Here is a 16,141-nt window from a genome sequence, read left to right as displayed (position 1 = left end):
TATTCCACCCTTTATAAATGTTTACTTGTCGTCAATACTCACTTCGGATAATCGAATCATCAGCAAGTTGAAGTCCTAACCAATAAAGTGCATCCTTTTTTAAACGATAATAAGCAGTACGACCTAAATTCAGTTCTGTGTATACTAAGTCGTCACTTAGATATTTACCATCTGAGCTTTTCGACAAATATTTAAGCTGAATCAGCTTACGATGTAACTCTGGCAGAGACTCTAAATTGGAATGAAAGGCTCCCACCCATTCAGCTGCCGAAGCTTTTTTAATTGCTGCCGTTTCTGTAGAGCTATGAAAACCATTCGAGTGCATTGGTGTATCAGTCCATCGACTAGTCATGCTAGGTAAATGGCTAGCATTAGCCTGTAACTCCATTTCAAAATACTTTTGCAAACATTTGTCCATTACCCATTTGATTAACTCTTCTTTATCTTCTCTTTTAGCCATTTCAACAGTGACAGCCCTCCTTGAAAAATAAAAGTAAGTGAAAAACTAAACATTGTACGCTAGTTCTTCACTCTTATATGTAGTGCTTGGCTATTACCAACCCTTAAAACATGCATCAAAAAGGGATTGTCCATATCTCGATAAACTACTCTTCTTGATTGCTGCTGTTTGTTGCACAACTGTTGTCAAATCCCCATGTTTTCTAAGCTTAGATACAACAAAACCCACTTTATGGACCATTCCATCTGAAAATGACATAGTCATTAATGAAACAAGAGTACCTTTTTTTGATTCAGGCATATTTTTAACTCTCCCAACTTTTTATTTTTTATATTAGATATAAATAAAAACAACAAATTAAAATAATGAGAAAACATATTACATCTAACATCTCCCTCACACCTTTGGCGATTTCCAACTATTAATAACTGCTAGTGCTTCAGCAAATGAACTTCTTGGAATATCTTTATAAGACAACACTTGAAATTGTTGCTTTAGTTCCTTATATAAAGTAGTAAAATATTTTCTCTTAGCATAAGGTGATAGATTTGGATAAATAATAGATAATCTCTCTTTTACCGCACGACTTATAGCTTGCTGCTCACTGAAGATTAAAGTATTTTGTCGATCAGCTAGTAATTGATGTGTATGGTTAAATGCAGCTATGTAAAGTTCTTTAAATTGCATTGCCTTTTCACCTGTATAACCCATAGCCAAAATAACAAATCCATCAAATGTTAAGACATACATTGGCATTTTTCGCCCTTGTCCATTTAGATAATCCGCCTCGCCAATATTGGCGAGACGAAAAGCTTCTGAACATTTCAAGTTACGTATATCGCGTAAAACCTTGTCATGTCCTTTTTGAAAAACATCTGCAATAATCCGACTATCTGTAAAAGCTTTATTATCATTCACGAAAACAATTTCTTGATGACCTTCCAGCAATTGTTGTAGTGTCAAAACTAATGCCCCTTTCTATAATTAAACTGTTTCTCTTTGTCTACTATCTACGCTCCGCATTTCTATCCCATCGATTGTGACTTTATAGTGTTCAATTAGCCAATTTTCATTTGCCATATCTTTAAACCAGGGCTGTTGTTGGTCTTTAGTGGTAATGGCCAAAAAAGCTTCTTTTGTTAGCAATACATTGCCAATTTTATTATTTTGATCTTTAGAAATACTGATAATGCCTAGTTTCAGAGCTTCCGTCTGAAGATCCTGTTGTATTCTCACAAAACGCGGATTGAGGTTGAAAAAATAGACATCTTGATAGGTCTTAAAATGATCCTCGAAATCTTGCTGTACTTGTAAAACCATATTGATAAATGATTTAATTTGATCTAACCTTTGCATCAATATTCCTCCCTTTTAAATTCAATAGCACTAAACGATCATAGGGTACATTCTGTCCTTCACTTGGACCCTCACTCGTATTTATGCCGTATGAGATGAAAGTCCAAATAAATAGCAATAATATGATTTTCTACTCTTACGCGCTGCCAAGCTTATAATTTAAAATGCCATCAACTATTACCAGTGACTTGTAATTTCCTTCATTACCTCACGTGCCTCTTTTGCAGGCCACCAACGCTTTTTTACTTTTCTAACTTCGATCGCTCGCATCCGTACATCACAAAAAATTTCATCCTCCAACCATCTTTTTGACATACATGTAAGTGCAGACAGTTTATCTGCATCGACATACCATAGCTCCCACAATGCTTCAAGCAGTGCTTCATCCAACTTTTTTTTTACATACTTCTGAGATGATTGTTTATCAAATGGTGGTTCAGCGATTGTTGGTTGCATATTCTAGACTCCTCTCTCCAACGTAATTATTAAAGGCTATACCCATAGTCCACACCCACTACAAATATGTTTCTTGCAATATCACTAAACTAAAATCTGATTTTCATTTAATTCATTTTTCTGAGCTTTACTAATACGAATACCAGCCTGAATACCCGATTCATAACCTTTGATGTAATTTTCAATTGAACGTTGTTGTTCTTCTGTTAAAGTCCCCAACAAATGCACCATACGTTCAAATGAAGGTTTATCTTTAATGTTTAAAATAATATCCATCTACTATCTAACTCCTTTCGTCAATATCGGATTAACTATATATTATTATAGATAATCTATTTAATCAATACGTTTTTCTATTTTATTTTATAGACTATCCGATTTTTTACTGATATGATGAGAATAATCTATATAGGAGGGAGGAAAGAATTTGAATAGTAATTTAGATATTCATGAGCGAATAAAATATCTAAGAGAAAAAGTACTCAAGCTTAAACAAAGTGAAATGTCCTTAAAAATTGGATTAAAACAAGGTTCTTTATCAGACATAGAAAGAAAAAAAACTAAAACTGTAACGGATCGTATTATTAAAGACATTTCTCGAGAATTTAACATTAGCGAAAACTGGTTAAGGACTGGTAAAGGGGAAATGTTTATTACATCAGAAACATTTTCCCTAGATGAGCAAGCTAAAAAGAATAAACTCACAGATTTAGAAATTGCAATCATGCGAAGCTATATGAATTTGGATCGTGAAATACGTGAGAAATTAATGGATGAACTTGAAGCGATTTTTAAGATTTCTAATGAAACAGCAGCTACTACTGAAGATAAGAGTATAGATGCTGAAATTGAAGCTGAACTAGAGGCTTATCGGAAGGAATTAGAAGCTGGGAAAAAGGGGAAAACATTATCAGCATTACCAAAGTCAAAAAGAAAAGAATCCAGTTAAAAACTAAGAATAAGAAATAAAGGGATTCGCCAAAGTTGGCGAATCCCTCAGACTGTAGACAAAAGCCCTCGAGAAGTCACTCTCGAGGGCTTTTATCATTTTTCTTCCTATGTCGTCTTGATATTTGGTAATAGATTACCAAATCCAACATACTCTTCGAGCATAGTTGCTCTCTTAAGCTACTTGCCACGTCCAAGTAGCCAGTTTCTTTAAATTCATGGCAGCAAAAGTAAGCATCGCCTGCATGGACAATTTTTTTAGACCTCTTAAGGTTGTCCATCGCATACCATGCTTTTCTTTTGCATCGGCAAAGACACGCTCAATCGTTTCTTTGCGCTTTGCATAGATTTGTTTGATGTCATAGGAATGGCGTAAATGTTCAGCTTCCTCCACATACGACTCCCAGATATGGCGTTGAATGAGTTTTTGATGATGCTTACTTTCTGTACACTGGGAAAGGCTTGGACACTTCGCACAAATCAAAGGATTCGATTTATATTGCCGATATCCTTCTTTCGTCGTTGTTGCATACTTCAATATCTGCCCTTGTGGGCAAAGATAACAATTATAGTGCTCGTCATATATATACTCATGCTTTCGGAAGAATCCATCTTTCGTTTTAGGACGTGTATACGGAAGAACAGGCAACATTTGATTCTCTAATAAAAAGTTCGTAATCGCTGGTGTTTTATAGGCTGCATCTGCCGCAACAGCGATTGGTTTTTGAACGTTTTGAATGACTCTTTCAACAAGTGGCTGCAATACATGGCTATCGTGCACATTTCCCGGAGTCACAATGGCACCTAAGACAAAGCCCTTTTCATCTGTCGCTGCATGAAAAGAATACGCAAACTGTTTCGTACGTTCATCCTTCACGTAATACCCACTTTCAGGATCTGTCGTGCTTTCCTTTATTTCTTTTTCTTCTTTTTCAAATTTCTTCGGGGAAAAGGGCTTTTTTCCGTGTTCCTCACGATCAATATTTAACTCTAATTGAAGTTTCTCTTCATAAGCCCGTGTTTCTTTTCGCACAACTTTTTTATCATACTTTCGTTTATTCGCACTCGCTTTCACATGCGTAGAATCGATAAATAAATGGTCTGCATGGAGGAGTCCTTGATGCATAATCTCTTTTAATATACGATAGAATATCTACTCAAATATATCAGTGTCTTGAAAGCGACGGACATAATTTTTACCGAAGGTAGAGAAATGCGGGACTTCTGTCTGGAAGCCAAGTCCTAAAAACCAACGATACGCCATATTCGTTTCAATTTCTTTGATGGTTTGACGTATGGACCGTATACCAAAAACGTACTGAATAAACGTCATTTTAAAGAGAACAACAGGATCAATACTAGGGCGTCCTTTGGCAGAGTAGAGGTTTTCTACTAAAGGATAGATAAATGAAAAATCAATAGCCGCCTCTAGTTTTCGTACTAAATGATCTTGGGGAACTAATTGATCAATCGTTAGCATTTCTAATTGTTCACGTTCATTGATTTGATTTTTCGTCATCATGGTTGATCACCTCGAAAGTGTACTTTTTATCAATAGATGAATAAGGAATTCTTTATGTAGAAGTTGATTGGAACGAAGGGTGGCGACTCCTGCGGGAAAAGCGGGAAAGTCGAGATCCTGGACTGAGCGAAGCGAGGGAAGCAGCTCGACCCCGCCCGCGGAAAGCGTCCGCCCGTAGTGGAAATCAACGGCTTTACTTTATTTTATTGTAAAAGAAAAAAGACTGTAGGCAAACTCAAAATTCATTGAGTTTGTCTACAGTCTGAGGGATTCGCCAAAGTTGGCGAATCCCTAAATACAGCTCTTAACTAAAAATGCTGTGGTAAAATTTTTCCGATTTATATCCTTTTTTCTAATAACCTTTTTTCTTTCTCGATATTCTCGTTTCTAGAAGGAGTGTCTTTTGTATACATATTTAAATACTGAACAATTTTAATATAATAATTTTTCTTACTAAATCTTTTTTTATCACCAACAATATAAAATTTCTGTTTCGCTCTTGTCACAGCAACATTTAATAAATTCAGCTTCGAACATATCCAATCAGCTGCACTTTCTGTTTTTCATCTGTTCCTATTACAAAATAGTCAATATCAGCTTCCCTACTCTGGATTGTCTGAAGTTTACCAATAAAAAGCTTTCTATCCATTTATCCAAACGTGGAATGTATAAAGGAATCAGTATTTGTCACTTTACAAATTGTTAGCTATCTCCACAATAATATTTCGCGACTGCATTCGATAGGCAGTTCATCCCAACCCGATCAACATACCCTTCCGTTTTAAAGAATTAATAATTATTTAAGGATTTTTGATTTTTCAACCCAACCAGTGTATGTTGATTCGCCAACCAATACCATTATTTTCACCCAACTCCCTTTTCTACTGTTCACAATTACAAACTGGCCAGTCTTTAACTTTTGTGGAAGAACTATAGGAGCGGTTTTTGAATTTCCTTGACGCAAGTAAGTTTCGTTACGAATAGTGGCATTATATTCACCAGTTAAATCAATTTCAAATGCATCTTCCCATACTTCAGTTATGGACTCCTGTAGATCCTCTGAAACTACGTTTGACAGAGGAGAAAAGATACAAAGTAATATTGAGAATAATATCTGGCCAGGTATACTATTTGAGAGCTTAACAAAAAATTCTTGGTAGGTCGTAGCTGTCGGCTCTTCTTCCTCATTAATAGCACTTAGTTGCGTCTGAATTTCTTGTTGAATATAAGCTTTATATTCTTCCGTAAGTTCCACATCATCTTCAACACTATCCATTTCATCAATATAACCAAAATCGATTGCTGCAAGCTCTTCAAAAGGAATACTATTACGAATTTCATTGGCTAAATATCCAAATGAAGTTGCTAATTCCATAGATCTTTTAAGTGTATTAGATGCCTCTAAAGATAATTTTTGTTGAGTCTGCAGTGCTTTTATCAAACTTGAATTCATCGAGTTATTAAATTCTTGCCATTTCATTAATGGCTCTGTAAGCATTGTACTAGCCTTTCTTGCTAGGTCATTGTACATTAATCCCGTTTTAACTATATCTGATTGAAATGAATTCATCATTGTCTGTATTTTTCTAATAGCTTCAAAAAATTCTCTAGATGAATTGTCCATTTATTTCTCCTTTTAAATAAAATTAGAATTGAGTTTGAAATGATTTAAGTAGCAATATCCATCCATTTTGTACCTTGGATAGAATAAGGTGAGGATTTTCTTTTTTAAATAGCTTAATTTGGCTTTTTCCTTCAGTATTTCCTTGGGAAGTAACGCTTCCCAAGCAACCAGACATACTGATCAATTTTTTAGGTTAAATTGATCCAAGCCATAGAATATACAGAACTAAAAGGAATAAAGATTCTTCTTTTTCTCTCCGAAAGTTACAGATTGGATATCCCCAACCAGGGTAACATCACCGGCTTTAAGTCTCTCATCAATTCTAGGTAACATATGTGCTTAGCCACTGGATAGATCGAGAAAATGTTTGTACTATAAAAATCATTAAGTGTTGAGGTCTTCAAAAGAATGTCAATAATATCTTTATTGCTCGGACATAGTTCAAGGAACAATTTATTAAGTGCGTCCTCCTGCAGATGGTAGTTCTCAAGCTGATCCCATTTTTCAAGATAAAATTCAACCTGCTCGATTGAAGGATAAGGAACATCTATGTCTAATTTCTTTCTACGAGTATATGAACTCATAACTGTCTTTTCCTGCTTAGGGGCAACGGACTCGGTAGTTAAATAAACGGAACCTTCTTAGATGTGACAAGTAACCATTTACAAGTGAATTAACGTTACCAGTCGAGTTCTCAGATAAAGACTTTATTAATGCTCCCCTTGCTTCATTCTCAAAATCTGTAGCGCTCACTGCATTCCAAACAGCTCCTGGCTTCCTTTCCTCCAGAGATAGAAAGTATCCGTAAAAGCTGTATTGATAGTAGTTTTTGAAATGCCTTGGCTATGTAGGAAGATCTTATATTAAGCTCGTAGTTCATCATACGACAGAACTTTCATTTTATTTAAATCCAAAGTCGAACCTCCTATACCTAATACTATTCAAATTTTTTAGTAACTTCAATATTATCCACATTTACGGAAATCTAATATTATCATAAATATCTGTTGCTTTGAAATTAAGTTTGATAAAAAACCCCACAAACTTTTTATGATAAATAAAATGAATTCATTTTGAAAAAAATATTGATCAAAATGGATTCGTTTCTAGCAGATTTAAGATTGGTTCTTATAAAAAAGATTGTTCATTTTCTACCTATGTTGTTCCACAAACGCGCCCGATAGTTGAATAAAAAAGTATCCAAAGCGTCCTTAATTAACATTTCATTGAGATTCTATTTATATGTTACCGCCGTTCAGAACAAGTGGATCGAACAGTCTTCTTTAAAATTATTTTTCGCAGCGTCTCAGAGCGTTATTTTCTAATAAAAACAGCGACAAGCACTGATAAATCAGTGTTTGTCGCTGTTTGAATGTTTCCAAGCTTTAATTTGGGAACGTGTATTAAATTTATTTTGTATACTTTATTAATCCTTAAAGAAAGTCTTCAAAATTTCAAATACCAAAACACAGCTTTTTCTTTAAAATATTTTGAGTTAGCATAAAGCATATTGTCTACCGAACCAATAGAGAATCCATTTTTAGAATAAAAACGACAAGCTAGCAAATTAGTATCTTGTGTTTCAAGCGTAAAACCTTTCATTTCTTTTTCTAAAGCCCACTCTCTAGCTCTATTTAATAATGCAGTACCTATGCCTTTTCCTCTATGACTTTTAGAGATAATAAGCCTATCGATAGAAGCATACTGGGTGACACTTTTTGATAAAGTGATTTGCCCTAAACATTCTTCTCCCAAATAGTATAAAAAAGCAATACTATCTTCATTTCCAATATAATCTTCAAGACCATTTTCTTCTTGATATTTTGATTCAAAAGATTTTTCATAAATTTCTTCTTGAAATGACCAACAATCATTTCGATATGTTGGAATTAATCTACCTATAACTTCAAATGTTTGATTTTTATCATCATAGTCACTTATATTTTCAAGAGTCATTTCTACAATTTTCACATTATTTCTCATATGTTGCTCCATATCTTTAAGCAAACGTAGTTTATAGAGGTATGATACGCTTGCTTAAATTATGTTTACCTCGAATTTCATTTTCTTTTGTTTAAACATCGAACATTATTCCTTTCAAATGACATACCAATTTTAATTCATTACTATGTCTCAATTAAAAAAGCCACTTAAAGAATAACCAAAAACAAGTTTTTTATCAACTTAGATTCTCCTTCCTCTTTGAATAAAAAAGTCCGCAAAACGTCGTTTGGCAGATTTCTTTGCTTACCTTTGTAAAATCCGCATAAATCTGACTAGACCCCTTATTCCACAATATGGCCCGATTGTTGAATAAGGGAAAATCCTGTATATAATATATTTTTTTATCAAATTTTATAAATTATCATTCTAAGATCTAAAAAAACAGTTCATTTTTTTATAAACAGTATTCACCACAGTACAACTTTCTTACAAACGGTTAAACTTTGCTTTAAAGATACAACTCACACTTCACAATAAAAATGAGCACATCTAATTTAATTCCAACAACACTTATTTATCTTTGTCAGGATTTAACATACTAATCAAAAACCTCAATTTGCAAATTTGTAATAACACCAATTATAATAATTATGTAGTTATCAAAAAAAGATTACTACATGACTTCTTTTATATTCTTTCAGACTTACGTGCTGCCAAGCTTGAAAGGGCTGAAGTGAATGAAGTTATATAAATCAAAAAAAGAACCAGAAATATACTACTATTTCAATGCCAAAGGCGAAAAACTATGGATGTATCGTCACAAATTTTATAACGCAGCTGGAATTAGAAAAGAGAAGAAAAAAAGCAGCTTTAAAACAGAAAAAGCAGCATTGAAAGCACTACTAGAAGTAAAAGCTGCAACACTACAAGGCGAAACAAAGCATATAGAATATGATAATTTAACTGTTGGGCAATGGCTAGATACTTGGCTTGAAATGAATAAAAACAAGTGGAAAGTTACTACGATGAAACAACGTAAATTAGCGGTTAAAAACCATTTTAAGCCACTACTTGGCCACTATAAACTACAAAAGTTAGATCGTTTAACGTATCAAAGGGTTTTTATTGATATATTGGAGCAAAAATTTAAACCTGGTACAGTTAATTTATTTCATTCAATCTTTAAAATTGCTATTAATGCAGCTGTCGAAGAAGAATTACTTATTCGCAATCGTTTTACCAAAGTTGTTATAAAAAACGAATTTGAATTAACAAAACAAACCTACAACTATTTAACAATCGAAGAATTAAATATATTTCTCCACACAGCAAAAAAGTATGAAGATATTACGGGTTATACTTTTTTGTTGGTAGCCGTCTATACAGGTATGCGCAAAGGTGAAATTTGTGGCTTACAGTGGCAAAATATAGATTTCAAAAATAATATAATTACAATTGAACGTACACGTGATGATATTGGTACTCGTACCCCTAAAACTAAAAATAGTTATCGAAGAATTTTGGTGGATGATCTTGTCATTGATCAATTAAAAAAATACCAAGTATGGTGTAAACAAATTTTATTAAAACATGGCAAACAATTAGACGATCAGTTATTTGTATTTATTAATACTTTCAATAACCTATTGCATGGTGCTGCCATTCATAAAATGTTTAGAGATACAATTTTAAAAGCTGGTATATTAAACAATGACGGAGAACCAAAAATTACTTTTCATGGTTTACGTCATACCCATGCAACAATTTTATTAAATAGCGGACAGAACGTAAAAGCAATTGCTCAGCGCTTAGGAAATACTCCAGCAATGATTTATGAAATTTACGGCCACGTAATGAAAGAGTTAGAAGAACAATCAGTGGAGGTTTTCAGTAGAAGTTTAAATTGCGGTTCTGGGGCTAGCAGTGGGGCTAATTAATGTAATAGTCCGTGTAAACGTTGATAAATCAATATTTTTGTCATTTATTTAATGTTTCACGGACTAATTTTTTTATTTTGCATTATGCACCCTACAAAGCCCCCAAAAGCCTGTTACATACAGCTTTTAGGGGCTCTTTATTTTTCTTTCTCCTGCATAGTAACGCAAAACAATGCATAGAGTTGGGGCTAAAAAATATTACTTGGCAGAATTTATCATAATGAAAGGTAGACATACTATTGCTAATATAAACGGCTTTGAAATCAATGAAATGATTCCCATTTTCCTCTATATCTTGTTACAAAGAAAGTCTCGGCATTAGCCGATCATAGCCTTGGAATTAAATTTTAAAAAACCTCTTCTTCAGTTGCTACTTTAGTTGGCGATATTCCAGAGACAATTTATAAAGTTAATACAAATTCATTCGAAAAAGCACGCATCTAATCTTATGCATGCTGAGGACCGATCATATCTTACTGTTTTTTTATGCTACCTATCCTATTTGGTTCATCGAAACAATTAATTCTTCAAATATTGTTGATTATATTCTAAATCTCCATATTATCTATTTACATAATTATCGATCCACTCTGGAGGTATTTCTTTTTCATATTTACCTTTAAATATTGCTAACCAGTTTTTGTAAAGGTAAACGGTTGAGAGATGATGATACCTGTGAAGTGAACGACTAGTACAAATTGAATGAAGAGTGAATTAGGACAAATGATAATCAAGAATATCATGTTCTTGAGCATCAGGGCCTAATCAAATAGTAGTATCAATTAAAATACTTTTATGTATGGATTTCCAAACGATGATTGTAAGTTTTTTCATAATTTGAATTAATGTTATTTTTATACAAAATTCGCGTTTATTCTACAAAATCTGTATTGACTTTATTTTTCCCTTATATAATACTATTTTTAAGTTTGATAAAACTACCAAAGTTTTTAATAAGTTATCAAGTAGTTAAGCCTATATTTATTATATATCGATTAACTCTATTCCAGATTTTCAAACTGGCTTGAATTTATTAGAAACTTTATTTTGATTACTACGCATTAATATCTACTAAGAGAGACTAAACCATAAAAACTTTGATATTGGAGGAAAATATATGAAGAGCATTAAAAAGCGGTTACTTTTTTTCACATTAGGATTACTATTAGTAGCCTCCATTCTTAATGCGGGCTTAGCTGTATGGATTGTTAATAAAAAGAGCCAAGAAGTTCTAATAGAAAAGGCTCAAGAGCAAGTTTTTGAAATGGCAAAACAAGCCGAGACCATTTTAAATTCTGAAACAGATCCAATCCCTAAACTACAAAAATTAGTGGATACAAAAGTGCAACAGGACAATGTAACATACGCAATTATTATCGATAAAAATGTCCAAGCTGTTGCACATAGTGACTCAAATAAGTTGAACAAAGTATATGAGGATGACTACACAATAGAAGGAGCCACTAAAGGGGTAAAACAATTTACGAGATGGTATGCAGAAGTTCAAGGTATATGGACTTATGATATTATGGAGCCTATTTACCGTAATGGCGAACTTTATGGTGTTATGGACATTGGAGTTCCTGAAAGTGGAATCAAATCAATTATTGAACCTGTTTTAATGTTTCAAATCATTATTGGTATTGCTAGTTTTTTAATTATTGGTAGCTTAATGTGGTGGATTATTGATCGTATCGTTAGAGCACTAAAAAGTTTAGAAAATACGCTCCAACAAACCGCAAATTTAGATTTCCATGAAAGTGTGGAATTAGTAAAACTATCTAATCATAAAGATGAAATTGGACAAATGGCTCGAGGCATCATAGCAATGCGGTCAGCACTGAGAGATATAACAATCAGTATTCAAACTACAAGTAATGAGTTAGTAGAATCATCTACAACACTTTTACAAATTGCAGATGATACTGTACAAACAACGGATGAAATTGGTATAGCGATTAGCGAAATTGCTAAATCCACTGAGGAGCAGGCATATGATACAGAAAAAGGAGCCGAACAATTAGAACAGCTTTCAAGCAATATTGACCTTCTATTTGAGCATACTGAAAAAATTGCAAAAATGACAGCTCAAATTGATAATTTAAGCAATCAAGGTGTAGATACTGTTCAGCAGCTTTCCATATGGTCCGAAAAAAATCGTGATTCATCACAGCAAGTTAGTACAATTGTTCAAGAAGTTGATAAAACATCTTCTGACATTTCGAGTATTGTTAATACAATTACAGAAATTGCTTCGCAAACAAATTTACTTGCTCTTAACGCTTCGATTGAATCTGCTCGGGTTGGCGAGGCTGGTAAAGGCTTTGCAGTTGTGGCTGATGAAATTCGAAAACTATCTGAGCAAACATCTAACGCAACAGAAATTATTAAAAATAAAATTACAGCCATTCAAGTAATTTCGAAAAGTGCTGTAACGGAAATCAAAACTAGCATTGAAATCGTTGAACAAAATGCAAAGGCAGCTACAGACACTAGCAATATTTTCAATACAATTAAAGAGGCATTAGATGAAACAATTGAAGTTGCTCGTGATGTTCAGCAGCTTTCATCTGAAATGAATCAGAGCAAGGAGAAAATTATTAGCTCAATTCACAATATTTCTGGTTCTGCAGTTGAAACATCCGCTGGAACAGAGCAAGTCTCCGCATCTGCACAAGAACAATTAAAGAGCATCAACATCGTATCAGAAAAAGCTCATGACTTGAACATATTCGCGGAACAACTAAGAAAAGAGATAGATAAGTTTTCACTGTAAAACATTTTTAAAAGGTACGGTAGCTTGAACAATTGCGCAAGGCACTTGGTGAAGTGTCTTGCCAATGTTCAATCATTATTTTGCTTACCTCACTTAAATTAGGTTATGTGTATTAAAATTTCTAAAAGCTCTTGTCGCTTTTGCTTTAAGTATGCTAACGGTGAGATTTCCCACCCCTTACACTACCGAAAAATTAATTGCTTAGTGAACAATCTTTAATAAACTACAATTTCTTAATCTTTTCTTTTTTATCGGTTGTGTTCCCTATAATTCCTGTAATATAAATTTAATCTTTGCTCAACCTAACAAACCTCTAGTCCCTAACCCTTTTGTATTAAGAAAAAAACTCTTCATCCACTACAGGATAGTGATCGCCATTGGTTTTCAACAAATGTTCAATACTATTCTAAGTTCTTTTCTCATATAAGTTCTACAGTATTTTTTAAATAGTTTACCCATTAAAAACTACACCTAAATGATAGCTAGAATCGAAAATGACCTATTTAGAAAATTCAAATGTCAATAGAACTTATCTCTTTTATTTATCCGTCCATAGCACTTTGTAAAAAAATGCAAGTTCAGCTCCTTCAATGCCCGGAGGTAGTTCCCCATTTCTGCCTCTACCAGAATGTAGTTCGTTTTTAGTAGTGCCTAGCCACGCTGTTAAATAAATAGGTTTATTTTTTTCTAAAGTCATTTTTTCGTCCATTAGTAAGCTGAAAGATGAAGTTGTCATGTTATTCGAATAAAATGTTGTCGCAAGCCCAGAAGGTATACCATTTAACAGTTTTAAAGAATGGTCTTCGTCCCTACTGTCACTTATTCCAAAAGAAATAAGGCTATCATTATATTTTGTCTCGAGTTCACCCCAAGTCTTTAGTAACTCCTCTTTAAACTTCCCGTTTTCAAACACTTCCACTGAAAATTGCAAATCATCATCTTCTTTCAAAGTGCCATTCAACTTGAAAAAATTAATTTGCTCTACACCTGTTTTACTGATGAGTAAAGTTTCTTTTTCACTCATGTTGTAGGGCTCAATGGTTATTTTAGTATTTGATGGGGATTTTTCCTTTTCAACTCCTGCACATCCAATTAACAACAACAAGGTGAACATTATTAACAAGCTGTAACCTGTAAAGTACCGCATTTTCGCCCTCCCATTTATGAGTGTTTCATTAAATTATTTCAAATTATACCCATTTTCACAATAAGCATTACTACCTTCAATGGCCCTATAGCAAAAAACAACCACTCTCTACATGAGTGTTTTAATTGAAATTAAAGTTGTCCTTTCCAAGCTTTCGCTTAGCTGAGCGTATATCGATGGTAGGTAATATCTTGACGAATATTTCCATCAAAAATTATATCATTTAATCTTTTTAACGCATTGAACAATAATACTTTTTCTAACAGTTACAGATGCATCAAGCATTTATTTATAAAGAACAGTATCCAAATACCATTGCTTTGGCTTCTGCTTATATCTTTGATAAAGCTCCTGATATGTAGGATAGGGTGACAAGTTTACATTAAGTTTTTATGATTAACTAACATCTTACGCATTCTGTAGGGATTCCTTTAAAAAAATAAACTAATAAGTGCTAAAATAGCAGGTCCACCTTGTTTTAATAGAATCGATTTAGAGCTTGTTAAGCTTCCATACAAAGCGACAATGATTACAAAAATTAAGAAAATGGCAACCATTTCCGTTTGCTGATGTGACAAAAATAATCCATACAATAAGGCGATCGCAATCAGACCATTATAAACGCCTTGATTTTTGAAAAGAACTTGAACATTTCCATTTTCTAACGCTTCTTCAGACAGATTAAATGTTTTTGCTGTTCGTTTAGAAGTAGTTGCAAACGTTTCTAAATACATAATATACAAATGCTCAGCTGCTACGACTAAGCTTAACATAAAAGTTAATGAAGACATCCTATTCCCTCCTAAAAAATCTTAAAAAAAGCAATGTCCTCACGTGTATCAAGGACATTGCTTGAAACTATTTATTAAACCGAACAATGCGGTCTATTGGTAGGCGTGAAGAACCATATGCTGGGGCTGCCGCTTCACCAATGGCTAATAATAAAATAGGAATTTCATTTGCTGGTAATTCCATGTATTCAGCGAATTTTGCTTTATCAAACCCACCCATCGGAACGGTATCATAGCCCATTTCTTTCGCTAATAGCATGATTTGCATCGATACTAAGCCAGCATCAAAGTGTACGATATTTTCTAATGTTTTTGTTGGTGCTGAACCATACATTGTCAGCGCATCTTGTGCAAGCTTATTGGCAATTGGTTCTGGCATATAGCCCAGCTCCACATTTTTTGCATAGATTTCCTCAGCATTTACATACATCTCTATATCACCAATGACAGCAATAATGGCCGAGGCTGTTTCGATTTGCTCTTGATTAAATGAAAAGAAGTTAATATTCTTCTGAATTTCCTTATCATCAATCACAAGAAAGCGCCATGGCTGCATATTACTTGAAGAAGGTGCTGAAGTAGCATCCTGCAACAGCTGCATGATTGTTTCACGCGGAATTTTAGTCTCTGCATTGTATTTACGAACAGATTTACGCATTTGCATCATTTGTTTTAATGGTGTTGTTGATAACATGTCGTTTCCCTCTTTTCACAATTTAAACTGCTTTTATTGTTACATTAATATTGCCCATTGTGGCTTTTGAATATGGGCACACCGTATGTGTGACCTCTAATAATTCCTGTGCTTCTTCCACTGCTAGTCCTTCAATATGCCCTTCGATTTCCACAGCAAGTACATAGTCAAAAGAAGCTTGCTCCATTAATTTCACTGTTACTTTAATGGTTGATGCATTTTTTAGTTTCTTTTGGCGTTTGATTAAATCTAATGCACTATTAAAGCAAGCACTATAGCCAGCTGCAAATAATTGTTCTGGGTTTGTCACATCGGCTAATTTTGAGCCTGGTGGTGCAATTTTTAACGATAAAGATTGATCTTCTGCATAGGATGTGCCGCTACGGCCACCTTCATTAATCATTGTAGTTGCGTATAATTCTTTCATTACTGAAAACCCCTTATCTTTTGTTATTAATTAAATTGTGTACAATCTAATTTTTACAA

15 protein-coding genes and 1 pseudogene are annotated in these 16,141 nt (G+C 33.7%); 3 read left to right on the top strand and 13 right to left on the bottom strand.

Going from position 1 to position 16,141, the window contains the following annotated elements; translation table 11 throughout:
- Positions 1 to 31: 31 nt before the first annotated feature.
- From LCP48_RS10670 to LCP48_RS10645, 6 genes are all read right to left on the bottom strand, one after another.
- Entirely contained in the window at positions 32 to 460 is a 429-nt protein-coding gene (locus LCP48_RS10670) for an ArpU family phage packaging/lysis transcriptional regulator (protein ID WP_225340939.1), read from the bottom strand.
- A gap of 93 nt (positions 461 to 553) precedes the next feature.
- Positions 554 to 760 carry a hypothetical protein gene (locus LCP48_RS10665; protein WP_004231497.1) on the bottom strand — a complete coding sequence of 69 codons (207 nt, stop codon included), beginning with the start codon at positions 758 to 760 and terminating at the stop codon, positions 554 to 556.
- Between the two features lie 96 nt (positions 761 to 856).
- The gene (locus LCP48_RS10660) at positions 857 to 1,423 is read right to left on the bottom strand and encodes a Rha family transcriptional regulator (protein WP_004231498.1); all 567 of its coding nucleotides are present in this window, start codon (positions 1,421 to 1,423) and stop codon (positions 857 to 859) included.
- A gap of 21 nt (positions 1,424 to 1,444) precedes the next feature.
- Positions 1,445 to 1,816, bottom strand: a complete 372-nt coding sequence (locus tag LCP48_RS10655) for a hypothetical protein (RefSeq protein ID WP_225340938.1) — start codon at positions 1,814 to 1,816, stop codon at positions 1,445 to 1,447.
- Between the two features lie 177 nt (positions 1,817 to 1,993).
- Entirely contained in the window at positions 1,994 to 2,272 is a 279-nt protein-coding gene (locus LCP48_RS10650; RefSeq protein WP_225340937.1) for a hypothetical protein, read from the bottom strand.
- A gap of 84 nt (positions 2,273 to 2,356) precedes the next feature.
- A complete protein-coding gene (locus tag LCP48_RS10645; RefSeq protein ID WP_225340936.1) occupies positions 2,357 to 2,548 on the bottom strand; it encodes a hypothetical protein in 192 nt (63 codons plus the stop codon).
- 151 nt (positions 2,549 to 2,699) lie between these two features.
- On the opposite strand from LCP48_RS10645, the gene LCP48_RS10640 reads away from it, so the two are divergent.
- Positions 2,700 to 3,221, top strand: a complete 522-nt coding sequence (locus LCP48_RS10640) for a helix-turn-helix domain-containing protein (protein WP_225340935.1) — start codon at positions 2,700 to 2,702, stop codon at positions 3,219 to 3,221.
- A gap of 174 nt (positions 3,222 to 3,395) precedes the next feature.
- On the opposite strand, the pseudogene LCP48_RS10635 reads toward LCP48_RS10640, so the two are convergent.
- From LCP48_RS10635 to LCP48_RS10625, 3 genes and pseudogenes are all read right to left on the bottom strand, one after another.
- Positions 3,396 to 4,742 (bottom strand): annotated as a pseudogene (locus tag LCP48_RS10635) (IS1182 family transposase).
- A gap of 796 nt (positions 4,743 to 5,538) precedes the next feature.
- Positions 5,539 to 6,366 carry an SH3 domain-containing protein gene (locus tag LCP48_RS10630; protein ID WP_004228418.1) on the bottom strand — a complete coding sequence of 276 codons (828 nt, stop codon included), beginning with the start codon at positions 6,364 to 6,366 and terminating at the stop codon, positions 5,539 to 5,541.
- A 1,446-nt stretch (positions 6,367 to 7,812) separates the two neighbouring features.
- The gene (locus LCP48_RS10625) at positions 7,813 to 8,337 is read right to left on the bottom strand and encodes a GNAT family N-acetyltransferase (protein ID WP_225340934.1); all 525 of its coding nucleotides are present in this window, start codon (positions 8,335 to 8,337) and stop codon (positions 7,813 to 7,815) included.
- A 710-nt stretch (positions 8,338 to 9,047) separates the two neighbouring features.
- Here LCP48_RS10625 and LCP48_RS10620 point away from each other — a divergent pair.
- Together LCP48_RS10620 and LCP48_RS10615 are read left to right on the top strand one after the other, a co-directional pair.
- On the top strand, positions 9,048 to 10,247 hold the full coding sequence (locus LCP48_RS10620; protein WP_225340933.1) for a site-specific integrase: 1,200 nt from the start codon (positions 9,048 to 9,050) through the stop codon (positions 10,245 to 10,247).
- Between the two features lie 1,117 nt (positions 10,248 to 11,364).
- Complete coding sequence (locus tag LCP48_RS10615) at positions 11,365 to 13,023, top strand: methyl-accepting chemotaxis protein (RefSeq protein WP_004228426.1); 1,659 nt, start codon at positions 11,365 to 11,367, stop codon at positions 13,021 to 13,023.
- Between the two features lie 538 nt (positions 13,024 to 13,561).
- On the opposite strand, the gene LCP48_RS10610 is transcribed toward LCP48_RS10615, so the two are convergent.
- The 4 genes from LCP48_RS10610 to LCP48_RS10595 all read right to left on the bottom strand — a co-directional run bounded on the left by LCP48_RS10610 (position 13,562) and on the right by LCP48_RS10595 (position 16,082).
- Complete coding sequence (locus LCP48_RS10610; protein WP_004228428.1) at positions 13,562 to 14,170, bottom strand: hypothetical protein; 609 nt, start codon at positions 14,168 to 14,170, stop codon at positions 13,562 to 13,564.
- A gap of 431 nt (positions 14,171 to 14,601) precedes the next feature.
- Positions 14,602 to 14,961 carry a DUF1304 domain-containing protein gene (locus LCP48_RS10605; protein ID WP_004228431.1) on the bottom strand — a complete coding sequence of 120 codons (360 nt, stop codon included), beginning with the start codon at positions 14,959 to 14,961 and terminating at the stop codon, positions 14,602 to 14,604.
- 67 nt (positions 14,962 to 15,028) lie between these two features.
- Entirely contained in the window at positions 15,029 to 15,655 is a 627-nt protein-coding gene (locus LCP48_RS10600) for a nitroreductase family protein (protein ID WP_004228434.1), read from the bottom strand.
- A 22-nt stretch (positions 15,656 to 15,677) separates the two neighbouring features.
- Complete coding sequence (locus tag LCP48_RS10595) at positions 15,678 to 16,082, bottom strand: Ohr family peroxiredoxin (protein WP_004228436.1); 405 nt, start codon at positions 16,080 to 16,082, stop codon at positions 15,678 to 15,680.
- Positions 16,083 to 16,141 lie beyond the last annotated feature (59 nt).

Origin of the sequence: Lysinibacillus capsici, from assembly GCF_020217405.1 — a bacterium.
Lineage (GTDB): Bacteria > Bacillota > Bacilli > Bacillales_A > Planococcaceae > Lysinibacillus > Lysinibacillus capsici.
Note: the sequence above shows the minus strand (reverse complement) of the source record. Positions and strands in the feature narration are given on the sequence as shown.